Origin of the sequence: Demequina maris (genome assembly GCF_000971155.1) — a bacterium.
Lineage (GTDB): Bacteria > Actinomycetota > Actinomycetes > Actinomycetales > Demequinaceae > Demequina > Demequina maris.
Map to the genome: position 1 here is coordinate 234,192 of NZ_BBLX01000005.1, position 22,477 is coordinate 256,668.

The window sequence follows — 22,477 nt, forward strand, 5'->3', positions numbered from 1 at the left end:
GTCGTTGCAAACTGCGTCCTCCCGGGTACTGTAACTGCATGACGCGAATTGTTTTGGTCGAAGATGACCCGACCATTTCAGAACCCTTGACCCGTGCTTTGGGCAGGGAGGGGTACGACGTCGAGTGGCATGGCACCGGCGCAGGAGGGGTCGGGGCATCCGATGACGCGGACCTGGTGATCCTTGACCTGGGCCTGCCCGACATCGACGGCGTGGACGTCGCCCGACGCATCCGCGACAAGGGCCTCCAGGTGCCGATCCTCATGCTCACCGCGCGTGCCGACGAGGTCGACCTGGTGGTCGGCCTCGACGCCGGCGCGGACGACTACGTGACCAAGCCCTTCCGCCTCGCCGAGCTGCTCGCCCGCGTGCGCGCGCTGCTGCGTCGCCGCACCGGCACCGAGTCCGGCGTCGACATCGAGGCCGGCGGCGTCCGCATCGACGTGGCCGGCCACCGCGCCTACCTCGACGGCGCCGAGCTGCAGCTGAGCGGCAAGGAGTTCGACCTGCTCCAGGTGCTCGTCTCCAACGCCGGCTCGGTGGTGTCGCGCGACACCCTCATGCGCGAGGTGTGGTCCGCGGATCCGGGCGCGCCGTCGAAGACCCTCGACATGCACGTCTCGTGGCTGCGCCGCAAGCTCGGCGACGACGCCTCCCAGCCGCACTTCATCACGACGGTGCGGGGCATGGGCTTCCGCTTCGAGAACGGCGCCTGAGGGGACCCGTGCGCCGGCGCGTCCTCGCCGCGACCTTCTCCGCGCTCGCGGTCGCGGTCATCATGCTGGGCATCCCGCTCGCGGTGGCGGCCGCGCAGATCATGCGCGACGATGCGCTGCGCAGCCTCGACCAGCGCGCGACCGTCGCGGCGCGCGCGCTCGAGGTGCGCTACCTCTCGGGCGAGTCGATCACCGAGAACAACGTCGCGTCGTTCGTCTCGACCAGCCCGGGCGCGCCGGAGTACATGTACGTCCGCCTGCCCGACGGCACCACGCTGTCGGCGGGCGAGGAGCCCCAGCCCGCGTACTCCGAGGGCCACACCACCGACTCGGGCCTCGTGGTGCTCGCCTACCTGTCGAAGTGGGACGTGTTCTGGCAGGCGGCGCGCATCGTGGGCCTGGTGCTCGCGAGCGGCACCGTCGCGATCGTGGCGGGCGCCGCGATGGCGATCTGGCAGGCCAACCGGCTGTCGGCGCCGCTCGTGTACCTCGCTGCCTCGGCCGAGCAGCTCGGCTCGGGGCAGGTGCGGCCGCGGCTCGAGAAGACCGGCATCGAGGAGATCGACCTGGTCGCGGAGGAGCTCGCGCGGTCGTCGGACCGCATGGCCGCGCGCCTCGCGACCGAGCGGCAGTTCGCCGCCGACGCCTCGCACCAGCTCCGCACCCCGCTGACGGCGCTGACGATGCGCCTCGAGGAGATCGCGGTGCTCACCGAGCAGGACGAGGTGCGCGAGGAGGCCGAGCGGTCCCTCGAGCAGGTGGAGCGGCTCGTGGGCGTCGTCGACGAGCTCCTCGGTCGGTCGCGGCGGGCGCTCGGCTCGGGCACCGAGCTCGTGCAGCTCGACGAGGTCTTCAACCAGCAGCGGGAGGAGTGGGTCGCAGCCTTCGAGCAGGCCGGCCGCCGCCTCGTCGTCACCCCGACGCGCTCGACGGTGTTCGCGACTCCCGGCGGGCTCGCCCAGGTGCTCGCGACGCTCATCGAGAACTCGCTCAAGCACGGCGGCGGCACCACCCGCGTCGCCGCACGGCAGTCGGGCCAGAACCACGCGGTGGTCATCGAGGTCGCCGACGAGGGCCCGGGCGTGCCCGAGGAGCTCGCGCCGCGCATCTTCGAGCGCGAGGTGACCTCGGGCCGCGGCACCGGGCTGGGCCTCGCGCTCGCCCGCGACCTCGTCACCGCGGACGGCGGCCGCCTCGAGCTCGCGCAGCGTGTCCCCGCGACCTTCGCGGTCTTCCTCCAGGGCGTGCCGCACATGGTCGACATCGAGGAGATCGTGCCGCACTCGCGGCAGATCGACCGGCGTCGCCGCCGCCGCCGCTGACTACCGGTCGTCGCGCGTGTCGGGCGCGGGGGCGACCGCCGCATCGTCCCCCGCGGGGGAGTCGAAGACGAACAGTGCGTAGCCCACGTAGCGCGTGATCGTCCCGAGACCGATGCCGACGAGCGACGCGACGTTGTCCGCGAGCAGGCTCGTGAAGCCCCACCAGTGGTGGGAGACGAACAGCGTGCCCGCCTCCACGGCGAGCGCGGCCCCGTTGACGAGGCCGAACAGCACCAGCTCCCGCGCGGGGCGGTGGCGCCGCCGGCCGCGGTACGTCCACTCGCGGTGCGCCACCCACGCGAAGAGGATCGACACGAGCGTGGCGATGATCTTGGCCGTCACCACGCGGTCGTCGTCGCCCGCGATCTCGGCGTCCGGTGACAGCGGGCCGAGGCGCAGCAGGTTGAAGACGCCGAGGTTGACGACGATGCCGGCGACCCCGACGACGCCGAACCTCGCGAGCTCGCCGGCGCGCTCGCGCACCCAGCGGAGGAGGACGGTCACGAAGCACGAGCCTAGCCCCCGGTAGTTTTGTCCCATGACCCCGATCGTCGCCGTCGTCGGCGGTGGCCAGCTCGCGCGCATGATGGCCGGGCCCGCCACCGCTCTTGGCATCACCCTGCGCGTACTCGTCGAGTCGCACGAGGCCGCCGCCGCCCTGCCCGCCCACCAGACCGTGGTGGGCCTGCCCACCGATCCCGACGCCGTCGCGCGGCTGCTCGCGCACCCGCGTCCCGACGCCCTCACCTGGGAGCACGAGCACATCCCCGCGGACGTGTTCGACGCGGCCGCGGCCGCCGGGGTGCCCGCCCGCCCCGGCCTGCACGCCCTGCTGTACGCGCAGGACAAGATCGAGATGCGCACGCGGATGGATGCGCTCGGGCTGCCCAACCCCGCGTGGCGTCACGTCGAGACCGAGGCGGACGTCGAGGACTTCCTCGCGGTGCACGGCGGCGCGGGCGTCCTCAAGACCGCGCGCGGCGGCTACGACGGCAAGGGCGTGCGCGTGATCTCCGCGCCGCACGAGGCGACCGACTGGCTGCGCGCCGCGGCCGACGGCGGCCCGCGTGTGCTGCTCGAGGAGAAGGTGCCCTTCGACCGCGAGCTCGCCGTGCTGGTCGCACGGCGACCCTCCGGCGAGATGCGCGCGTGGCCCACGGTCGAGTCGATCCAGCGCGCGGGCGTGTGCTCGGAGGTCATCGCGCCGGCACCCGGCCTGTCCGCTGAGCTCGACGCCGAGGCCGCGGAGATCGCGGAGGCCGTCGCCTCCGGGCTCGACGTCACCGGCGTGCTCGCCGTCGAGCTGTTCCTCGCCGGCGACCGCATCCTCGTGAACGAGCTCGCGATGCGCCCGCACAACTCCGGCCACTGGACCCTCGACGGCGCGGTCACCAGCCAGTTCGAGCAGCACCTGCGCGCCGTGCTCGACGTGCCGCTCGGCGACACCGCGCCCACCGCGCCCTGGACCGTCATGGCCAACGTGCTCGGCGGGGCGCGCACCACGCTCACCGACGCGCTCGCCGAGGTGGACGATGCGGGCGCCAAGATCCAGCTGTACGGCAAGGGCGTGCGCGCCGGCCGCAAGGTGGGTCACGTCAACGTGTCCGCGTCGAGCCGCGACGAGGCATACTCGAGGGCCGTCAAGGCGGCGGCCATCGTCCGGGACGGGGGACAGGCATGAGCATCCGTGTGGGCATCGTCATGGGGTCGGACTCCGACTGGCCGACCATGAAGGCGGCGGGCGAGGCGCTCGACGAGTTCGGCATCGCGTACGAGAAGGACGTGGTGTCCGCGCACCGCATGCCCGAGCAGATGATCGCGTACGGCCGCGAGGCCGAGTCGCGGGGCCTGTCGGTCATCATCGCCGGCGCGGGCGGCGCGGCGCACCTGCCCGGCATGCTCGCGTCGGTGACGACGCTGCCGGTCATCGGCGTGCCCGTGGCGCTCAAGCACCTCGACGGCATGGACTCCCTGCTGTCGATCGTGCAGATGCCGGCGGGCGTGCCCGTCGCGACCGTGTCGATCGGCGGCGCGCGCAACGCGGGCCTGCTCGCGGCGCGCATCCTCGGCTCCGGCGAGGGCGAGGAGGCGGCGCGCCTGCGGGAGCGCATGCGCGCGTTCCAGGAGGAGCTGCGCGACCTCGCCTACGCGAAGGGTGAGGCGCTCCGCAACGCCTGACGCGCATCGTCCGGCCCTCCGCCCCACCCGGCCCTCGACGCCACCGGCGCGCGGACCCGGCGGGAACGCTGAAGGCCCGGTCCCCTCGCGGGGACCGGGCCTTCGTGCGTCCGGGATCAGTCGATCACGCAGTCCGCGAGGATCTCGTCCTGCGTCTCGCGCAGCGGCGTCGCGGACGCGCTCGGCGAGGCGCTCGCGGACGAGCCCTTCTTGGTGGTGTTCTTCTTGGTCGAGCCGTCGCCGGACCCGGTCGTCGTGTCCGTCACGGACTCGGGCTCGAGCACGGCCTCGAGGGACTTGTCCTTGATGAGCGCGTCGAACGCCTCCTGCGCGTCCGGCTGCGTCCACAGCACGTCGCCGCTCGCGTCGCCCGCGTACTGCCACGGCACGGTGGCCATGTAGAGGTTCTCGGTGTCGAAGTCGCGCAGGCTCCACGCGAGGCCGAGCAGGTAGCGCGAGTCGCCCAGGTCGGGGTCCATCGTCATCGACGCGGCGAGCGCGTTGATGAACTTGGTGCCCTTCTTGGCGTCCGTGAGCACGTTGAGGCCCAGCGCCTTGCGCGCCATGTTCGTGAGCAGCTCCTGCTGGCGCTCGATGCGCATGAGGTCCGTGCCGTCGCCCAGGCCGTAGCCGGTGCGGGCGCGCGCCCACGCGAGCGCGGTGGTGCCGTCCAGCACCTGCGCGCCGGCCTCGAGGTCGAGGTGGGCCTTGGGGGAGTAGACGTCCTCGGTGACGCACATCGGCACGCCGTCGAGGGCGTCGACCATCTCGACGAAGCCGGAGAAGTCGATTACCGCATAGTGGTCGACGAGCAGCCCCGTGAGGTCGTAGATCGTGGTCGCGACGCATGCCGCGGCCTCCGCGACGTTTCCGTTCTGGCCGCCGTTCGAGAACGCGATGTTGAACTTGCCGGTCCAGCCGAGCACCGTGCTGCCGTCCAGCATCTTGCAGTTGGAGATCGCGACGCGGGAGTCGCGCGGGATCGACAGCATCTCGACGCGGGACCGGTCCGCGGAGATGTGCATGATCATCGTCGTGTCGTTGCGCATGCCGCCGACGTCGCCCTTGCCGAGCTCCTGGTTGTCGTCGCCCAGGCGGGTGTCGGAGCCGAGCAGCAGGATGTTGAGCGCCTTGCCGGCCGACAGGTCCTCGGGGTCGGCGTCGGCCGTCGCCGAGGGCGTCGCCGACGGGGTCTGCGAGGGCAGCAGCGCCGAGATGTCCTCCGTCGTGAACCCGTCGTCCGCCAGGTTCAGGCTGGTCTCGACGAACACGATCCCGAAGCCGGCGACCGCGGCGACGACGCCCAGGGCGGCCGCGAGGATGCGATGGCCGGGGACGCGCGTCGCATGGCGAAGGCGTCGCCTGCGGCGGTGGTCGGAGACCTCGACGGTCATTCATGCTCCTGGGCTCGGCGTGTGCGCACGCGTGGACGGTTCTGCTGGCGACTCAACGCGCGTCCCGACCCACGGGTTCCGGCACCGCTGGTCACCTGCATTCCTGCAGGAGGTCCTCGGTCGTGGTGTCGGAGGGGGAGTCGCTGGACTTCGCCGAGGACGAGGGAACAGGGGAGGACGAGTCCGTGTCCTTCTTCTTGCCGTCATCCCAGGCGGAGCTCGCGTCACCCGTCGTGGTCACGGAGATCGCTCGGTCGTTCGCAATATCGTCCCACAGGTCCTCGGCCTCGGGCTGGATCTCTACGTTGAGCAGGTCCTCCGTGTAGGCCCAGGGCACCGTCGTGAACGTGATGTCGTCCGTCGTGAGATTGCGCACACTGTAGGCGAGACCGACCAGATAGGCGGTGTCCGCGAGCTCCGGATCCATCGTGAGCGACTCGGCGGCTGCGCGCAGGAAAGCGGTGAGCTCGTCCGTATCGGTGAGCAGGTTCTTCGAGAACACGGTCGCGGCGACCTGCTCGAGGAGCTGCTGCTGGCGGGTGATCCGCTGGAGGTCCGAGCCCGAGACGTCGCCCTCCTCGGCGGTGCGCAGGCGCGCGTACGCGAGCGCGGTCTCGCCGTCGAGCACCTGCGGTCCGGCGTCCAGCTCGAGGTGCGCCTTGTCGGAGACGATGCGCTCGGGGATGCACATGGGGACCCCGCCGAGCGCGTCGACCATGTCGATGAAGCCCTGGAAGTCGACCACCGCGTAGTGGTCGATGCGGACGCCGGACATCTGCTCGACCGTCTTGATGGTGCACGCGGCGGCCTCGCCGGCGTCGCCGTTCGCGCCGCCGTTGGCGAACGCGATGTTGAAGTCGCCGTAGGTCGCGGGGACGGTCGAGCCGTCCGTGTAGCTGCACTCGGGGATCTCGACCTGCGCGTCGCGCGGGATCGACACGACCTCGATCCGGGTGCGGTCCGCTGACACGTGCATGAGCATCGTGGTGTCGTTGCGCATGCCGCCGATGTCCGCGCCGCCGCCGATGGTGCCGTTCGCGCCCGTGCGCACGTCCGAGCCCATGAGGAGGATGTTGAGCGCCTCCCCGGCGTCCTCGTCGGCCGGGCGCTCGGGGCGGTCGCCCACGAGGTCGTCGACGTCGCGCGCGTTCGAACCGAGGGTGCGGTCGACCTGCGCGACGACGGTGCTCGCGTAGACGAGCACGAAGCCGAGGAGGGCGCACAGCACCGCCGCGACGGAGCGGATCACGCGTGGGGCCAGGCGCGCATGCGCGTGGCGCGGCTGCACCGCCTCCGTGTCGACCATCCGGCTCCCTGCTCGTGGATGGCCGCATTGTAGGCAGGCGTTCCTGAGCGCCCGTCGATGCCGTGCCGGCGGTCCTGCCGCGACACGCCCGGGCGCGTGCGCGCCGACCAGCGGTGTCATCCGCGGGCCTCGGCGAAATTGGTTCGTGCGAAATGGACCATTCGACTTGACTGCAGAGGATTACACGACTGTAATTCCATGTGACGGGGGCGCGATGGATCCCCGTCGCGAACGGAGGTGGGGCCCGTGTGGAATATCTACGAAGGCTCGGTTCCCTCGGACGCAGGTAGGCCCGCATCGACATTGGCGTCGGTGGTGGACATCTTCGACGGAACCGAGGATGACGGGCCGCTGTCATGGCAGGAGCGCGCACTGTGCGCCCAGACGGATCCCGAGGCGTTCTTCCCTGAGAAGGGTGGCTCCACGCGTGAGGCGAAGAAGGTGTGCGCGTCGTGCGACGTCCGCTCCGAGTGCCTCGACTACGCGCTGGAGAACGACGAGCGTTTCGGCATCTGGGGTGGGCTCTCGGAGCGAGAGCGTCGCAAGCTCAAGCGTCGCGCGGTCTAGCCGGACAACCTGCGTGGGAGCCCGATGAGCCCTGCGCGCCTGCTGGTGCGCGCGATCGTCGTCTCGGACGGCCGCTCGGCGCGCCTTCGGGACGTGCTCGACGCGATCGCCGAGCAGACCCTGCGTCCCGACATCCTTCACGTGGCGCTCCCCGAGGGAGCGGAGCGCCCGGAGGCCCCTGACGGCCTCGCCGTCGACTGGCGCGACGGCTCACGCACCTACAGCGAGGGGATCGACGCGGTCCTCGCGGCGCACCCCGCCCATCCCGCCGAGCTGCTGTGGCTGCTCCACGACGACACCGCACCCCTCCCGTCCGCGCTCGCGCAGCTCGTCGCGACCGCGAAGAAGCGCACCGCGGCGGCCGTGGTCGCCCCCGCCCACGTCCGTTGGGACGACGTCTCCCGCCTCGTGAGCCTGGGCGTCACGACCACCCGGGTTGGCGCGCGCCGCATCGACCTCGTGGACGAGGACGACATCAACCAGGGCCAGTACGACGAGCGCGAGGACGTGCTCGCGGCCTCCCTCGCGGGCGCGCTCGTCAGGCGCGACGTGTGGGAGGAGCTCGGCGGCCTCGAGCCCGCCTACCGCGGGTACGGCGACAGCCTCCACTTCTGCCGGCGCGCGTGGCGCGCGGGTCACGACGTGGTGATCGTCCCGGTGGCGAAGGTCAGGCACGCGCAGGACGGCCTGACCGGGGTCCGCTCGGGCTCGTCGCGCGGCCGCAACTCCTCCTACGGGCTGCGCCGCACCGGCGAATGGGTGCATGCGCTCGCGTGGGCGCCAGCGCTCGCGGTGCCGTTCCTGATCGTATGGTCGTTCCTGTCCGCGGCGACCCGCGCCGTGCTGCGGATCGCGCAGAACGAGTCGCGCATGGTCGGCGCGGACCTCGGCGTGCCGTGGCGCCTGCTCGCGCGGCTGCCGCGCGTGCCCGGCATGCGCGGGCGCATCCGGCGCGGATCGACCCGGCCCGCGTCCGCGGTGGCGCCGTTCCTGGTGGGCACCCGCGCGGTGCTGTCGACCGTCCGGTCGCGCGAGCTGCGCGCCTACGACCGGTGGCGCGCGCAGTCCGCGCCGTCCGACGTGGTGCGGGGCGAGCTCGCCGACGCGGCGCTCCGCCGCCGCGGGGCGGCCGCGCTGGTGGCGGTGCTCGCGGTCGCGGCGTCGATCGCCCTGCACGGCACGTGGTTCACGGCGCTCGTATCGGGCCGCATGCTCACCGGCTCCGCGCTCGGCGTCACGGACGTGCCGCTCGACGAGATGTGGGAGCGCACGTGGTCCGGCTGGAGCGCGACCGGCTTCGGCCTGCCGGCGCTCGACGGCGCGTTCTCCGCGCTGCTCCTGCCCGCCGCGGCGGCGCCGGGCGGCCTGCGCGTCTGGGTCGGGCTGCTGCTCGCCCTCGGCGTCGCCCTCGCCGCGGTGTCGGCGTGGTTCGCCCTCGGCGCCGCCACGAGGTCCGTGTGGGCGCGCGGCCTCGGCGCGCTCGCGTACGGGCTGTGGCCGCTCCACCTCCAGGCGATCTCCGACGGCCGCGTCGGCCCGGTGATCGCGCACGTGATGCTGCCGTGGTTCGCCATGGGGCTCGTCCGCGCCGCGGGCTGGCACCGTGGCGAGGCGGTGGGCGGGGGCGAGGAGTTCCCCGCGCGCCGGCTCCCGTCGCCGAGCGCCGCCATGGGCGCCGCGTTCTCGCTCGCGGTGATCGTCGCGGCGGCCCCCGTGCTGCTGCCTCCCCTCGTCGCGGTGGTGCTCGTCGCCGGGGCGTTCGCGGGCCGCGCCCGGTGGCGCGTGTGGACCGCAGCCATCCCGGCGCTCGTGGTGTCCGGCCCCGGCCTCGTCGCGGCCTGGGCGGCCGGGCCGCTCACGCGCGACGCGTGGGCGATCCTCGCCCGGGAGAACGGGCCGGCCCTCGCGTCGGGCGTCGTCGAGCCGTGGCGGCTCGTGCTGGGCCTCACCGACCACTCCCGCGGCGCGCCCGGGCTGCCCGAGCTGCCCGGCACGCTCGTGGTCGGCGCGATCGGCCTCGGCGTCGTCGCGGCCGTGATCCTCGCGGTCGCCTCCGGGCGGGCCCCGTGGGCCGTCGCCGCCGGGCTGCTCGTCGCCGCGCTGGGCGTCGGCACCGCGGCCGCCGCGCAGGCCACCGTCGTGGTCCACGCCGACGGCGCCGGCGAGGCCGCCGCCAACGGCTTCGCGGGACCCGGCTCGACCCTCGTCGCCGCGGGCCTCATCGGCGCCGCCGCCGCCGCATCGTCCCGCCTGTGGCTCGCGGGGGAGGGCCGTCGCCGGTCCGCGATCCGGCTCGCCGCGTCCGTCGCCGTCACGCTCATGGCCGGCGTGCTGGTCGCGTCCGTCGTCGTGGAGGCCTGGCCCGGGCGTGCCGAGCGCGGAGACGTCCACCCGGCCTCCACCGAGGCGCTCCCGCTCGTCGCGACCCTCGAGCAGCGCCTCGCGACCCACCAGCGCGTGCTCGTCCTGACCGACACCGACAAGGGCGTCGACTTCACCGTGCTCGACGGCGACGGCACCACCGTGGTCACGGGCCGCGCCCAGACCGCCGCCGACGGTGCGCCGCTCGCGCGACCGGGATCCACCCCTGCCACGCCAGCGTCGCTCGCGCCGACGGTCGCCACGCTCGCCGGCGCGGCCTCGGGCGCGGACGAGCAGCTCGCCGCGTGGGGCATCGGCGTCATCGTCGCCACGCCTGGATCGGACATGATCGCGAGCTCGCTCAGCCAGCTGCCGGAGCTGCGTCTCATCGGCGCCAGCGACGTCGGCACCAGCTACCGGGTCGCCCGGCCGGGCTCCGACGCGATCGTGTCGCGCGCGTGGGTCGAGGGCGACGCGGGCGAGGTGACCGTGCTCGACTCCGACTCGTGGTCCGGCTCGGTCGACGGCGCCGGCGGCGGCACGCTCGTGATCGCCGCGGCCGCCGACGAGGGATGGACCGCCTCCGCGGACGGCGTCGCGCTCTCCCCGGTGGACGATGCGCTGGGCCGCGCGGCCTTCGGCGTCCCCGCGGGCGCCGACGAGGTCGGATACCGCTACGAGGACGAGGCCTACCGCTGGTGGTGGTGGGGCGCGGTCGTGCTCGTCGCATGGGCGATGATCGGCATGGTGCCGCTGCACGACCGCCGGTACCGGGCGGTGCGCTCGTGATCCGCCGGCTCGTGGTGCTCGGCGCGGCGACGGTCGCGGTGCTCGCGGTCGTGGCCGCGGGCCGTATCGCGCCGCAGGAGCCGGTCGCGGCGGCGCCGTACGACGGCGAGGTGACCCCGGCGGCGCAGCCCGTCGCGTGCCCCGGTCCGGTCGAGATCCCGGTCGGCGACATCGACTCGGGCGACCCGGACCTCGGCTCCGGCTCCGATGAGCGCACCTACCAGGAGCTCGGCGACGGCACCGAGCCCGTGGGCGCGGGCTTCCTCGCCGCAGGCGACGCGGCCGCGTCCGTGGAGCGCATCGGCTCGGGCGACGTGGCCGGGCTGTCCGCGGCGACGTGCGTCGCGCCCGTGCGCGACCAGTGGCTCGTGGGCGGCTCCACCGCGCTCGGATCGAGCGCGCGGCTGGTGCTCACCAACCCGTCCGACGCCTCCACGGAGGCGACGGTGACCCTGTACGGCGGGCTCGGCGAGCTCGAGGAGCGCGCGGTCGTGTCGATCGCTCCCGGCGGCCAGCAGGACCTGCTGCTGGAGTCGGTGGTCGCCGAGGTGCCCGCCCTCGCGGTGCGGGTGGTTGCGACCGGCGCCGGCGTGGTCGCCCACCTCCAGGACTCGCGGCTGGACGGCTTCCAGCCCGCCGGCACGGACTGGGTCGGTCGCGGCGCGGCGCCCGCGGCGCGGCTCGTGGTGCCCGGCGTCGGTGCCCCGGAGGACTCCACCACCACGCTGCGCCTCATGGCGCCCGACGGCGCCACCGTGAACCTCACGCTCGCGGGCGACGACGGCCTCGTCGAGTGGGGCGGCGTCTCGGGTCTCGTGCTGGAGCCGGGAGTCGTCACGGAGGTCGAGGTGCCGACGATCGCGTCCGGCGCCGTCGAGATCCGGGCCGATGCGCCCGTCGTCGCGGCGGCGATGCGCAGCGTGCCCCGACCGGTGGTCGACGGCCCCGCCGACGCCGTCGAGCGCGACCTCACGTGGCTGCCCGCGCAGGACGTGTCCGACCGGACGGCGCGCTCGGCCATGGTCACCGACCACGTGGTCGCCGTGACGGTGCACGCGACCGTCGCGGGCGAGTTCACGCTCACCGACGCGTCGGGCGCGGTGGTGGCGTCGCAGCAGATGGCGGCGCGGTCGACCGCGACGATCCCGCTCGACGCGGCGGCCGGCACCCTGCTGACCGGGACGGCGCGGTTCACCTGGAGCCTCGCGCTCGAGGACGAGCCGGGCTTCGTGTCGACCCTGGTGCCGCGGCGCACCGACGTCGAGTCGACGCCCGTGACGGTGGGGCTGCGGCCCTACCTCGGCCCCGGCTCCTGACCGGCGCGCGGGCTCAGCCCGTGCCGTACTCCGGGTCGACCTCCTCCGGGGGCCGCCCGACCACGTGCGCGACGTGCTCCACGACGACGTCCCGCACGAGCCCGGGCAGGTCCGCCGGATCCGAGCGCTGCTCGAGCGGCCGCCGGTACAGCACCACGCGCGTGGGCTGACCCAGGTCCGCGGGGAACAGCCTCCCCAGCGGCACGCCCTCCTCCCACGGGGTCGGGTCGGACGGCGGGACGTCCTCGGTGCCGAACTCGATGCGCCCCCACTCGCCGCCCCAGCGCGGCTCGAGCCGGTCGACCGCGTCGGCGACGAGGTCGTCGAAGCGCTCGGCCCGCGTGCGGTAGCCGGGTGCGCCGAAGGGAAGGAGTGGCCTGCGGAGGCCGCGGCCGTGACGATCGCGCCGGGACATACGGCGAGGCTACCGCCCGGCGCGCCGCCGAAGGTGGCGCCGGCGCGCGAGCCGGTGACCGACGCGGCCCGGCGGTCCGGCGTGGCAGCGCCGCCGAAGGTGGCGCCGGCGCGCGAGCCGGTGACCGACGCGGCCCGGCGGTCCGGCGTGGCAGCGCCGCGCGTCCCGTGCGCGGGGGTACCGTCGCTTGCGTGATCGCCACCCGTCAGTGCTCGCGCTCGTCCTGCTCGCGCCCCGCAGCGGCGACGCTCACCTACGTGTACGCGGACTCGACCGTGGTCGTCGGCCAGCTGTCCGCCTCGGCGGAGCCCCACAGCTACGACCTGTGCGCGCACCACGCGGACCGCTTCACCGCACCGCGCGGCTGGGACGTCGTCCACATCCAGACCGAGTTCGCGGAGCCCGAGCCGTCGACCGACGACCTGGAGGCGCTCGCCCGTGCCGTGCGCGAGGCCGGCCGTCCGCGCCCCGCGCCGGCCTTCACGCCGCCCGCGCCGGTCGCCTCGGAGCCGCGACGCGGCCATCTGCGCGTCATCTCAAACGACGCCTAAAGGACGATTCAACCCGCGGCTAAGCGCCCGTCCGGCGGTGCCGCTAGTCTGACCGCGTGACTGACGCACCGGACCTCTCCCAGCTCATCAAGTCCTACGACGTGCGAGGCATCGTGGGCGAGACGCTCACCGCCGAGGTGGCGACCGCGATCGGCGCCGCCTTCGCGGACACGATCGTGCTGCCCGACGGCGAGACCACCGTCGCGATCGGCCACGACATGCGCGACTCCGGCCCGTGGCTCGCCGATGCGGTCGCGGAGGGGCTCACCTCCCGCGGCGTGGACGTCGTCCGCATCGGGCTGTGCTCGACCGACGGGCTCTACCACGCGTCCGGCGTCCTCGACATCCCCGGCGTGATGATCACCGCGAGCCACAACCCGGCCGCCTACAACGGCATGAAGCTGTGCCGCAGCCGCGCCCGCGCGGTCGGCGAGAACTCGGGGCTCGCCGATGTCCGCGAGACCGCCGCCCGGTACCTCGTCGAGCCCCCGGCCGTCGCTGAGCCGCGCGGCACGGAGACGACGCGCGAGATGGTGGGCGAGTACGGCGCGTTCCTGCGCTCGCTCGTCCCTCTCGACGGCATCCGCCCGCTCAAGGTCGTCGTCGACGCGGCGAACGCGATGGGCGGCTACACCGTCCCCGCGGTGCTCGGCACGGAGGCCGGCCTGCCGGAGCTGCCGCTCGAGATCATCCCGCTGTACTTCGAGCTCGACGGCACGTTCCCCCACCACGAGGCCAACCCGCTCGAGACGGAGAACCTGCGTGACCTCCAGGCCGCGGTCAGGGAGCACGGCGCGGACATCGGCCTCGCCTTCGACGGCGACGCGGACCGGTGCTTCGTGATCGACGAGCGCGGCGAGGTGGTCACCCCGTCGGCGATCACGTGCCTGGTGGGCCTGCGCGAGACCGCCCGCGAGCTCGCGGCCGACCCGACGGCCGAGCCGACCGTCATCCACAACCTGATCTCCTCGCGCGCCGTGCGCGAGCAGCTCGCGGAGGCCGGCGCGACGCCCGTGCGCTCGCGCGTGGGCCACAGCTTCATCAAGGCGGAGATGGCGCGCCTCAACGCCGTGTTCGGCGGCGAGCACAGCGCGCACTTCTACTTCCGCGACTTCTTCTACGCGGACTCGGGCATGCTCGCGGCGATGCACGTGCTCGCGGCCCTCGGCACGCAGGACGGCCCGCTGTCCGCGATGATCGCGGCGCACGAGCCCTACACGGCCTCCGGCGAGATCAACTCGACGGTCGGCTCCGTGCCGGACGCGCTCGCCCGGGTGCGCGCGGCCTTCGTCACCGACGACGTGTACTCGGACGAGTTCGACGGCCTCACGGTCGAGCACTGGCCCGCGCCCGGCGAGGGCGAGCGCTGGTGGTTCAACGTGCGCCCGTCCAACACCGAGCCGCTGCTGCGCCTCAACTCCGAGGCCGACGGTCAGGAGCTCATGGAGCGCGTGCGCGACCAGGTGCTCGCGGTCATCCGGGAGGGCTGAATGTCGACCGAGGGCGGCACCAAGGCGGTCATCGCGGCGCTGTCCGCGAACCTCGGCATCGGCGTCACCAAGTTCGGGGCGTGGGCGCTCACCGGCGCCTCCTCGATGCTCGCGGAGGCCATCCACTCGGTCGCCGACTCCGGCAACCAGGTGCTGCTGCTCGTCGGCGGGAAGGCCGCGAAGCGCGAGGCGACCGCGGAGCACCCGTTCGGGTACTCGCGCTACCGCTACTACTACGCGTTCCTCGTCGCCGTGGTGCTGTTCACCGTCGGCGGCCTGTTCGCGCTGTACGAGGGCTGGCACAAGTGGCACGACCCCGAGCCGATCGAGTCGTGGCAGTGGGTGCCGATCGCCGTGCTCCTCATCGCGATCGTGCTCGAGGGGCTGTCCTTCCGCACCGCGATCCGCGAGTCGAACAAGATCCGCGGCAACGTGGGCTGGGGCCGCTTCATCCGCCGCTCCCGCTCGCCCGAGCTGCCCGTGATCCTCCTCGAGGACTTCGGCGCGCTGATCGGCCTGGTCTTCGCGCTGTTCGGCGTGTCGATGACCCTGATCACGCACGACGGCCGGTGGGACGCGATCGGGTCCGCGGCGATCGGCCTGCTGCTCGTCACCATCGCCATCGTGCTCGGGTCCGAGACGCGCGAGATGCTGCTCGGCGAGTCCGCCACCGAGGAGGACCTCGCGAAGATCCGCGCCGCGCTCGCCGAGGGCGGCTACCCGGACGTCATCCACCTCCGCACGTCGCACCTGGGCCCGGAGGACATCCTCGTCGCGGTCAAGGTGGCCGCCGGCGCCCACGAGACGATGGAGACGGTCGCCGACCGCACGGACCGCGCGGAGGCGCTGATCCGCGAGGCCGTCCCCGCGGTCCGCCTCATCTTCATCGAGCCCGACGTCCGCCACGACGTCGACGCGGGCTGAGCCCGCGCATCGTCCCTCCGTCGGCGACGATGGTAGAAATGACGACCGTGCCCCGTCCGGGGCGGACTCAGGAGGACCCCCCATGATGGAGCACGTCGTCGCGGATCTGGCGCTGGCGGAGGCCGGCCGCAACCAGATCCGCCTGGCCGAGCAGGAGATGCCGGGCCTCATGGCCCTCCGGGCCGAGTTCGGCGACGCGCAGCCGCTCGCGGGCGCGCGCATCGCGGGCTCCCTCCACATGACCGTCCAGACGGCCGTGCTCATCGAGACCCTCACCGCGCTCGGCGCCGACGTCCGCTGGGCGTCGTGCAACATCTTCTCCACGCAGGACGAGGCGGCGGCCGCGATCGTGGTCGGGCGCGGCACCTACTCCGCCCCCGCGGGCGTGCCGGTCTTCGCGATCAAGGGCGAGACGATCCCCGAGTACTGGCAGTACACGGACCGGATCCTCACGTGGGAGGGCCACGACGGCCCCACGATCATCCTCGACGACGGCGGTGACGCGACCCTGCTCGTGCACGAGGGCGTCCGGTTCGAGGCGCTCGGCGAGGTCCCCGCGCCGCTCGAGGAGGAGGACCCCGACTACAACGCCGAGGTCGAGGGCATGCGCGCCGTCATCCGCCGCTCGATGGCGCAGGACCCCACGCGCTTCACCCGCATGGCGCGGGTGATCGTCGGCGTGTCCGAGGAGACCACGACGGGCGTGCACCGCCTCGAGGCGATGCACCGCCGCGGCGAGCTGCTGTTCCCCGCGATCAACGTCAACGACTCCGTGACGAAGTCGAAGTTCGACAACAAGTACGGCATCCGCCACTCGCTGCCCGACGGCATCAACCGTGCGACCGACGTCCTCATGGGCGGCAAGGTCGCGTTCGTGTGCGGCTACGGCGACGTCGGCAAGGGCGCGGCCGAGGCGCTGCGCGGGCAGGGCGCCCGCGTGGTGGTGTCCGAGGTCGACCCGATCTGCGCGCTGCAGGCGGCGATGGACGGCTACGAGGTCGCGCGCGTCGAGGACTACGTCGACCGTGCCGACTTCTTCATCACGACCACCGGCAACAAGGACATCCTCCGCGTCGAGCACATGGCCGCGATGAAGGACAAGGCCGTCGTGGGCAACGTCGGCCACTTCGACAACGAGATCGACATGGCGGGCCTCGCGCGCTCCGGCGCCAAGCTCACGCCCATCAAGCCCCAGGTCGACGAGTGGGTGTTCCCCGACGGGCACAGCATCATCGTGCTCAGCGAGGGTCGCCTCCTCAACCTCGGCAACGCGACCGGCCACCCCAGCTTCGTGATGAGCGCGTCCTTCACCAACCAGGTGATCGCGCAGATCGAGCTCTGGACCAGCCTCGACGCGTACCCGCTCGGCGTGCACCGCCTGCCCAAGGAGCTCGACGAGAAGGTCGCGCGCCTGCACCTCGACGCGCTCGGCGTGCGCCTCACGGAGCTGTCGCAGTCCCAGGCGGACTACCTCGGCGTGCCGGTCGAGGGCCCGTTCAAGCCCGACCACTACCGGTACTGAGCCGGCGCATCGTCCCCGCGCGGGCTCAGTCCGCGTCGGGGATGCCGTAGGGCAGGCGCCGCAGCGCGTCGCCGTCGCGCTCGGCTCGCGCCATGCGCTCCTCCTCGACGCGCTGCTCGCGGTCGCGCCGCTCCACCAGCACGGCGGCGAGGAAGGCCTCCGGGTGCGTGCCCGCGGGCGGCGGGGGAGAGACGTGCGTGGCGAACTGCTGCGACAGCCGCGTGCCCACGCGCACCCGTGACGGCGCGTGCATGTCCGGGGCGCGGGTGAGGAACATGCGCGCGGTGAGCGCGAGGCCGTCGCCGAGGCGCGTGATGTCGGCGGTGCGGGCCCAGCCCTCGAGCCCCACCGGCATGGCGAGGCGCGGCAGCGCGCGCTTGGCGCCGCGCGTGCGCATCGCGTACGTGCCCGCGACGTAGTCGCCGATGCGCTTGCCGCGCGTCCCGAACGCAGAGACGGTCACGGCGAGCATGCCGAGCGTCGCGTACAGTTCGAGCACGCCCAGCAGGGCGCGGGCGGCGGCGTGCCGCACGCTCACGGGGCCGCCGTCGTCGCGGACGATGCGCAGGCCGGCGGCCCAGCGTCCCAGCGACCGGCCGCGGGTGAGGGTCTCCACCGTCATGGGCAGGAGCACCAGGCATGCGACCGTCCAGGCGATCGCGATCGCGCGTGCCCACGCGTCGTTGAGGTCCGCGCCGGCGCGCTCGAGCATCGAGAAGCCGACGATGAGCACCGCGTACGTCACGATCATGTCGATCGCGCCGGACATCATCCGCAGCGGCACGGAGGCGGCGCCCGAGTCGAGCACCACGCCCTCGCCGATGAGGATCGCGTCCTCGTCCGTCATGCGTCCTCCCTGGCTGCGGCCTCCTGTGGCATCGTAGCGGCGTGGACATCGACTCCTTCGGCGCCGTGCGCGAGGCCCGCTGGGCGCGTCTCAAGGAGCTGTCGCGGTCGCGCCGCCTCTCCGGCGCCGAGGCGGACGAGCTGACCCGCCTGTACCAGGCCACCGCGGGCGACCTCGCGGCGGTGAGGTCGGCCGCGCCCGAGCCGTCGGTCGTGTCGCGGCTGTCCGTCCTGCTCGCCTCGGCCCGCGTGTGGCTCACCGGCGCGCACACGGTGTCGACCCGCGACGCGCGGCGCTACCTCACGGTGGGGCTGCCGGCGGCGTTCCACCGCGTGCGGTGGTGGGGCGTCGGGGTCACGGTCGCCGTCGTGCTGCTGGCGTGGCTGTCGGGGTGGTGGACGCTCACGCATCCCGAGGCGCTCGACCTGATCGGCCCGCCCGAGACGCGCGCGCTCATCGCCGAGGAGGAGTTCGCGAGCTATTACACCGAGTACGACTCGAGCTCGTTCTCGGCGACCGTGTGGACCAACAACGGCTGGCTCGCGGCGCAGTGCATCGCGTTCGGGATCACGGGCGTGTTCCCGCTCTACCTCATGTACAACACGGTGATCCAGCTCGGCGTCGCGGGCGCGGTGATGGCGGAGGCGGGCGCGCTCGACGTGTTCTTCCAGCTCATCGCGCCGCACGGCCTGCTCGAGTTGTCCGCGGTGTTCGTGGCCGCGGGCACGGGTCTGCGGCTGTTCTGGACGATGCTGGTGCCGGGTCCGCGCCCCCGCGGGCGCGCGCTCGCGGAGGAGGGCCGCGGCGCGATCGCGGTCGCGCTCGGGCTCGTGATCGCGCTGTTCGCGTCGGGTCTGATCGAGGGCTTCGTCACGGGATCTGCGATGCCGTGGTGGCTCAAGATCGTCATCGGGCTGATCGCGGTCGTCGCGTTCTGGATGTACGTGTTCGTGGCCGGCCGCGCCGCGGTCCGCACCGGGGCGACCGGCGACTCCGAGGGAGACTTCGCGACGGATCAGGCGGCCCTGGCGGGCTGAGGCGGGGCGCGGGCGCACGGGCGCGCGGGCCGCGGTGTGGCGGCGCCGGACGCCGGTGGTCGCGTTCCCGTGTGCCAGCCCCAGGTGACATAGGGCCTGTCCTGCCCCCCGTTTTTTGGTCCGTTTCTTCTGTGAGTCCTGTCCAATGGTGAGAGTGCTTGTGGAGGTGTGAGGTGGCGGCTGCGAAGCGGTACACGACGGAGCAGATCGTGGCGAAGCTGCGGGAGATGGAGAAGCTTCAGGCGCAGGGGATGTCGATACCGGCGGCGTGCAAGCGGTTGGGGATCTCGGATCAGACGTTCTATCGGTGGCGGCTGAAGTACGGGGCGCTGAAGGAGGACGAGGCGCAGCGGTTGAAGGCTCTGGAGGCCGAGAACGCCCGCTTGAAGCGCATCGTGGCGGAGCAGGCGTTGGACATCAGCATGTTGAAGGATCTGACCCGGGGAAATTGGTGAGCCCGGCTCGGCGCCGGGCTGCTGTGGCGCGGTTGGTGCGCCGCTTCAAGGTGTCGCAGCGGCGTGCCTGCTTGGTGGTGGGGCAGCATCGCTCGAGCCAGCGGTATGTGCCGGTGGCGTCGGACTTCGAGGTGCGCCTGGTGGCCGCGATGCGTGCGATCGCCGACGCTCATCCGCGGTGGGGGTATCGGCGGGTCCATGCGGGACTCGTCGCGGATGGCTGGCAGGTCAACGTCAAGCGGGTCGAGCGGTTGTGGCGGGCGGAGGGCTTGCAGGTGCCCCCGCGGCGTAAAGGTGCTGGTCAGAAGGCGTTGGGGTCGGATGAGCATGCCTTGTGGGCGTTGCCGGCGCTGCGGGTGGGGCATGTGTGGTCGTACGACTTCATGAGTGTGCGTACCGAGCGTGGGGTGGCGCTGCGGGTGCTGAACATCGTCGACGAGTACACGCGGGTCTGCGTCGGCTTCGACGTGGACTACTCGATCGGCGCGGCCGGGGTGCGCAAGCTCCTTGAGCGGGTGTTCACCGAGCATGGTCGACCCGAGGTGATCCGGTCGGACAACGGACGGGAGTTCATCGCCACGTCGCTGCTGGGATGGCTGCGTGAGCAGGGGGTGAGGCCGGTGCAGGTGGCGAAGGCTAGCCCGCAGCAGAACGGCTTCATCGAGCGGTTCAACGGGTCGATGCGGGACGAGCTGCTGCATCGGGAGGTGCTGCACTCGCTGACGGAGGCCCGGGTCCTGATCGGGCAGTGGGTACGGCACTACAACACCGAGCGACCCCATTCGGGCCTGCAGATGCGGACCCCGGCGGCGTTCGCGCGCTACTGTGCCGAGCAGGCAGCTACGACACCCGTGTCACGGCAGCCTGTCTGACGTGAGAGGGGGTGGCTGAGAGTGACTACCAACACACTGGCTGGACCAGTCCAGATCGCCCTCGAGGGCCCCGGAATCACGACCCACTCGCAGTCGACGTGGACCAAATCATCGGGGCAGGTCAGGCCGCACCGGCGCTCCGTGACGTAGCGCTACCAGGCCTCTTGCACGCGGCCGTGCCGCTGTTTCAGCGCAGGCTGACATGCGTGAGCGAGAGTCTCGCGTGCGGGCGCGGGATCGCCGGGCGGTCCGGGCGCCGCCCCGGCACAGCGGGGCGATCAGCCGAGCAGCGCCTCGACCGTGTCGCGCATCACGGGCCGGAGCTGCGCGTGAGTCGCCTGCGCGAGCGGGGCGAAGCCCTCCGCGGCGCGCAGCACGGCGATCCCGACCGCGGTCGCGAGCAGCACCTGGGCGCGCAGGAGGACGGCGTCGTCGTCGCCGCGCGTCCACCCGGCGGCGCCGGCGAGCTTCTCCGCATAGCCGGCGAGCATCGCGAGCCGCAGCCGCTCAGCGTCGTCGTCGCCGGACGAGCGCAGGAGAAGCAGCAACGAGTGAGGTTCGTCGGCGGCCCGGGTGCCGGTCGCCTGGCGGCTGATCGCGGCGGCGATGCGCGCGGTGACGCCATCGTCGTCGGCGGACCCCGCCTCGTCCGGCGCGACCTCGGCCGCCGCGTTCTCGAGCACGGCCCCGGCCTCGACGAGGCAGGCCTCGAACAGCCCCTCCTTCGAGGTGAAGTAGCGGTTGATGAGCGCGACGTTGACGCCGGCCTCGTCCGCGATCTGCCTCACCGTGGTCGCGCCGTAGCCGTGCTGCGTGAAGAACCGCATCCCCGCGTGCAGCAAGGCGGCGCGGGTCGCCTCGGCGTCGCGGGGGCGGCGGGCGGCGACGGGATCCATGTAAGTAAGCATATGTTGACATAGCGTCCGACGCGACCTACCGTCTTATGTAAGCGTTCGTTTACATGATCGGAGCCCCCACGTGACCACCGTCCTCCCCGCCGGCGCCAGCCCGGCCGTCGAGCCCGAGGAGCGCCGCACCCGGCGTCCTCGCGCGTCGCTCGTCATCCTCTTCCTCTCGCTCGCCGGCCTCGCGTTCGCGGTGCTGCAGTCCCTCGTCGCGCCCGCGCTGCCGGTGATCGCCCAGGACCTGCAGGCCTCGACGGGCGACGCGAGCTGGGTGCTGACCGCCTTCCTGCTCTCCGCCTCCGTGCTCACCCCGATCCTCGGCCGGCTCGGCGACATGCTGGGCAAGCGCAAGGTGCTGATCGCGGTGCTGGTGATCCTCGCCGCGGGCACCGCGGTCGCGGGCCTCGCGGGCTCCCTCCCGATGCTCATCGTCGGGCGTGCGCTCCAGGGTGCGGCTGGCGCGATCCTGCCGCTGTCGATCGGCATCGTCCGCGACGAGCTTCCGCGCGAGCGCGTGGGCGTGACGGTCGGGCTGCTGTCGGCCTTCTCCGGCATCGGCGCGGGCATCGGCATCGTCGCAGCGGGCCCGATCGTCGACAACCTCTCGTGGCCGTGGCTGTTCTGGCTGCCGCTGATCCTCATCGCGGTCGCGCTGCTCGGGGTGGTCGTCGGCATCCCCGAGTCGCCCGTGCGAGCACCGGGACGGCTCGATCTCGCCGGCACCGCGCTGCTGTCGATCGCCCTCACGTCCCTGCTGCTCGCGATCAGCAAGGGCGCCGACTGGGGCTGGGCGTCCGGTGCCACCCTCGCGCTGCTGATCGTCGCGGTGGTCGCCGCGATCGTTTTCGTCGCGGTCGAGCGTCGCGTCGAGAGCCCGCTGATCGACATGAGCCTGCTGGCCAGGAGGGGCGTCTGGACCACGAACCTCTCGGGCCTCGCGATCGGCTTCGCGATGTTCGGCACGTTCCTGCTGATCCCGATGCTGCTCGAGCTGCCGGCGGAGACCGGCTACGGCTTCGGGAAGACCGTGACCCAGGCGGGCCTGTTCCTCCTCCCGACGACCCTGATGATGCTGGTCTTCGGCCCCCTGTCAGGCATCCTCGCGAAGCGTCTCGGCGCCAAGGTACCGCTCGTGGTCGGCGGCGTGCTCGTCACCGCGGCCTTCGCCGTGCCCGCCGTCGCGCACTCGGCGCTGTGGCACATCGTCCTCTCGGGCGTCCTCACCGGCGCGGGCATGGGTCTCGTGTTCGCCGCGATGTCCAACGCGATCATCGATGCGGTGCCGGCGTCTCACACGGGCGAGGCGACCAGCGTCAACTCGATCGTGCGGACCATCGGCGGCAGCATCGGCACGTCCGTGGTCGCCGCTGTCATCGCCGGGAACAGCTCGCCCGAGGGCGTGCCGCTCGATGCCGCGTTCACCCAGGGATTCTGGGTGTGCGCCGGGGTCGCGCTGCTGAGCGTGATCGCCGCGCTGCTGCTGCCGTCGAGGCGCGCACGCGCCTGACGT

21 protein-coding genes are annotated in these 22,477 nt (G+C 72.9%); 15 read left to right on the top strand and 6 right to left on the bottom strand.

The genetic code is table 11. The annotated features are described in order from the left end of the window. Positions 1 to 38: 38 nt before the first annotated feature. Complete coding sequence (locus AOM02_RS08090; RefSeq protein WP_062298607.1) at positions 39 to 716, top strand: response regulator transcription factor; 678 nt, start codon at positions 39 to 41, stop codon at positions 714 to 716. Positions 717 to 724: 8 nt separating this feature from the next. Continuing rightward, positions 725 to 2,038 (top strand): HAMP domain-containing sensor histidine kinase, encoded by a 1,314-nt coding sequence (locus tag AOM02_RS08095; RefSeq protein WP_062298609.1) that lies wholly within the window; start codon positions 725 to 727, stop codon positions 2,036 to 2,038. Here the strand turns inward: AOM02_RS08095 and AOM02_RS08100 are convergent, their stop codons facing one another. Continuing rightward, complete coding sequence (locus AOM02_RS08100) at positions 2,039 to 2,542, bottom strand: GtrA family protein (protein ID WP_228373802.1); 504 nt, start codon at positions 2,540 to 2,542, stop codon at positions 2,039 to 2,041. It abuts the gene before it with no gap. Positions 2,543 to 2,576: 34 nt separating this feature from the next. Here AOM02_RS08100 and AOM02_RS08105 point away from each other — a divergent pair, with 34 nt between their 5' ends. After that, positions 2,577 to 3,719, top strand: a complete 1,143-nt coding sequence (locus tag AOM02_RS08105) for a 5-(carboxyamino)imidazole ribonucleotide synthase (protein WP_062298611.1) — start codon at positions 2,577 to 2,579, stop codon at positions 3,717 to 3,719. Continuing rightward, the gene (gene purE, locus AOM02_RS08110; RefSeq protein ID WP_062298613.1) at positions 3,716 to 4,216 is read left to right on the top strand and encodes a 5-(carboxyamino)imidazole ribonucleotide mutase; all 501 of its coding nucleotides are present in this window, start codon (positions 3,716 to 3,718) and stop codon (positions 4,214 to 4,216) included. Before AOM02_RS08105 ends, purE begins: the two co-directional genes overlap by 4 nt. Positions 4,217 to 4,332: 116 nt before the next feature. Here purE and AOM02_RS08115 read toward each other — a convergent pair whose 3' ends face one another. After that, positions 4,333 to 5,610: an LCP family protein gene (locus tag AOM02_RS08115; protein WP_062298616.1), complete on the bottom strand. Its 1,278-nt coding sequence runs from the start codon at positions 5,608 to 5,610 to the stop codon at positions 4,333 to 4,335. A gap of 91 nt (positions 5,611 to 5,701) precedes the next feature. Then, positions 5,702 to 6,916, bottom strand: a complete 1,215-nt coding sequence (locus tag AOM02_RS08120) for an LCP family protein (protein ID WP_062298619.1) — start codon at positions 6,914 to 6,916, stop codon at positions 5,702 to 5,704. A 303-nt stretch (positions 6,917 to 7,219) separates the two neighbouring features. Between AOM02_RS08120 and AOM02_RS08125 the strand changes: the two genes are divergently transcribed. The 3 genes from AOM02_RS08125 to AOM02_RS08135 are packed head-to-tail and all read left to right on the top strand — an operon-like array spanning position 7,220 to position 11,949. After that, complete coding sequence (locus AOM02_RS08125) at positions 7,220 to 7,483, top strand: WhiB family transcriptional regulator (RefSeq protein WP_439644659.1); 264 nt, start codon at positions 7,220 to 7,222, stop codon at positions 7,481 to 7,483. 24 nt (positions 7,484 to 7,507) lie between these two features. Continuing rightward, positions 7,508 to 10,633 (top strand): glycosyltransferase family 2 protein, encoded by a 3,126-nt coding sequence (locus AOM02_RS08130; RefSeq protein ID WP_062298624.1) that lies wholly within the window; start codon positions 7,508 to 7,510, stop codon positions 10,631 to 10,633. Next, positions 10,630 to 11,949, top strand: a complete 1,320-nt coding sequence (locus AOM02_RS08135) for a DUF5719 family protein (RefSeq protein WP_062298626.1) — start codon at positions 10,630 to 10,632, stop codon at positions 11,947 to 11,949. Before AOM02_RS08130 ends, AOM02_RS08135 begins: the two co-directional genes overlap by 4 nt. A 13-nt stretch (positions 11,950 to 11,962) precedes the next feature. On the opposite strand, the gene AOM02_RS08140 is transcribed toward AOM02_RS08135, so the two are convergent. Beyond that, positions 11,963 to 12,364: a metallopeptidase family protein gene (locus AOM02_RS08140; protein WP_062298628.1), complete on the bottom strand. Its 402-nt coding sequence runs from the start codon at positions 12,362 to 12,364 to the stop codon at positions 11,963 to 11,965. A gap of 191 nt (positions 12,365 to 12,555) precedes the next feature. Between AOM02_RS08140 and AOM02_RS08145 the strand changes: the two genes are divergently transcribed. The 4 genes from AOM02_RS08145 to ahcY all read left to right on the top strand — a co-directional run bounded on the left by AOM02_RS08145 (position 12,556) and on the right by ahcY (position 16,851). Next, positions 12,556 to 12,915: a DUF3499 domain-containing protein gene (locus tag AOM02_RS08145; protein WP_062298631.1), complete on the top strand. Its 360-nt coding sequence runs from the start codon at positions 12,556 to 12,558 to the stop codon at positions 12,913 to 12,915. Between the two features lie 56 nt (positions 12,916 to 12,971). Next, a complete protein-coding gene (locus AOM02_RS08150) occupies positions 12,972 to 14,405 on the top strand; it encodes a phosphomannomutase/phosphoglucomutase (RefSeq protein WP_062298633.1) in 1,434 nt (477 codons plus the stop codon). Next, complete coding sequence (locus tag AOM02_RS08155; RefSeq protein WP_062298635.1) at positions 14,406 to 15,329, top strand: cation diffusion facilitator family transporter; 924 nt, start codon at positions 14,406 to 14,408, stop codon at positions 15,327 to 15,329. An 85-nt stretch (positions 15,330 to 15,414) separates the two neighbouring features. Beyond that, positions 15,415 to 16,851, top strand: coding sequence for an adenosylhomocysteinase (ahcY, locus tag AOM02_RS08160; protein WP_082104980.1), 1,437 nt, complete (start codon positions 15,415 to 15,417; stop codon positions 16,849 to 16,851). Positions 16,852 to 16,876: 25 nt separating this feature from the next. On the opposite strand, the gene AOM02_RS08165 is transcribed toward ahcY, so the two are convergent. Further along, complete coding sequence (locus tag AOM02_RS08165) at positions 16,877 to 17,698, bottom strand: RDD family protein (RefSeq protein ID WP_062298639.1); 822 nt, start codon at positions 17,696 to 17,698, stop codon at positions 16,877 to 16,879. 41 nt (positions 17,699 to 17,739) lie between these two features. On the opposite strand from AOM02_RS08165, the gene AOM02_RS08170 reads away from it, so the two are divergent. From AOM02_RS08170 to AOM02_RS08180, 3 genes are all read left to right on the top strand, one after another. Beyond that, positions 17,740 to 18,735: a stage II sporulation protein M gene (locus AOM02_RS08170; RefSeq protein ID WP_062298642.1), complete on the top strand. Its 996-nt coding sequence runs from the start codon at positions 17,740 to 17,742 to the stop codon at positions 18,733 to 18,735. 173 nt (positions 18,736 to 18,908) lie between these two features. Next, entirely contained in the window at positions 18,909 to 19,190 is a 282-nt protein-coding gene (locus AOM02_RS08175) for a transposase (protein ID WP_082099438.1), read from the top strand. Positions 19,191 to 19,225: 35 nt separating this feature from the next. Further along, entirely contained in the window at positions 19,226 to 20,062 is an 837-nt protein-coding gene (locus AOM02_RS08180) for an IS3 family transposase (RefSeq protein WP_267127685.1), read from the top strand. Positions 20,063 to 20,340: 278 nt separating this feature from the next. On the opposite strand, the gene AOM02_RS08185 is transcribed toward AOM02_RS08180, so the two are convergent. Continuing rightward, positions 20,341 to 20,958, bottom strand: coding sequence for a TetR/AcrR family transcriptional regulator (locus AOM02_RS08185; RefSeq protein WP_228373049.1), 618 nt, complete (start codon positions 20,956 to 20,958; stop codon positions 20,341 to 20,343). 82 nt (positions 20,959 to 21,040) lie between these two features. Here AOM02_RS08185 and AOM02_RS08190 point away from each other — a divergent pair, with 82 nt between their 5' ends. After that, positions 21,041 to 22,474, top strand: coding sequence for an MFS transporter (locus AOM02_RS08190; protein WP_062298648.1), 1,434 nt, complete (start codon positions 21,041 to 21,043; stop codon positions 22,472 to 22,474). Positions 22,475 to 22,477 lie beyond the last annotated feature (3 nt).

What these genes read in the sequence shown, in the direction of transcription:
- AOM02_RS08090 (WP_062298607.1), top strand. Translation starts at nt 39, where the DNA reads ATGACGCGAATTGTTTTGGTCGAAGATGACCCGACCATTTCAGAACCC.
- AOM02_RS08105 (WP_062298611.1), top strand. Translation starts at nt 2,577, where the DNA reads ATGACCCCGATCGTCGCCGTCGTCGGCGGTGGCCAGCTCGCGCGCATG.
- purE (WP_062298613.1), top strand. Translation starts at nt 3,716, where the DNA reads ATGAGCATCCGTGTGGGCATCGTCATGGGGTCGGACTCCGACTGGCCG.
- AOM02_RS08115 (WP_062298616.1), bottom strand. Translation starts at nt 5,610, where the DNA reads ATGACCGTCGAGGTCTCCGACCACCGCCGCAGGCGACGCCTTCGCCAT.
- AOM02_RS08120 (WP_062298619.1), bottom strand. Translation starts at nt 6,916, where the DNA reads ATGGTCGACACGGAGGCGGTGCAGCCGCGCCACGCGCATGCGCGCCTG.
- AOM02_RS08130 (WP_062298624.1), top strand. Translation starts at nt 7,508, where the DNA reads ATGAGCCCTGCGCGCCTGCTGGTGCGCGCGATCGTCGTCTCGGACGGC.
- AOM02_RS08140 (WP_062298628.1), bottom strand. Translation starts at nt 12,364, where the DNA reads ATGTCCCGGCGCGATCGTCACGGCCGCGGCCTCCGCAGGCCACTCCTT.
- AOM02_RS08155 (WP_062298635.1), top strand. Translation starts at nt 14,406, where the DNA reads ATGTCGACCGAGGGCGGCACCAAGGCGGTCATCGCGGCGCTGTCCGCG.
- ahcY (WP_082104980.1), top strand. Translation starts at nt 15,415, where the DNA reads ATGGAGCACGTCGTCGCGGATCTGGCGCTGGCGGAGGCCGGCCGCAAC.
- AOM02_RS08165 (WP_062298639.1), bottom strand. Translation starts at nt 17,698, where the DNA reads ATGACGGACGAGGACGCGATCCTCATCGGCGAGGGCGTGGTGCTCGAC.
- AOM02_RS08185 (WP_228373049.1), bottom strand. Translation starts at nt 20,958, where the DNA reads ATGGATCCCGTCGCCGCCCGCCGCCCCCGCGACGCCGAGGCGACCCGC.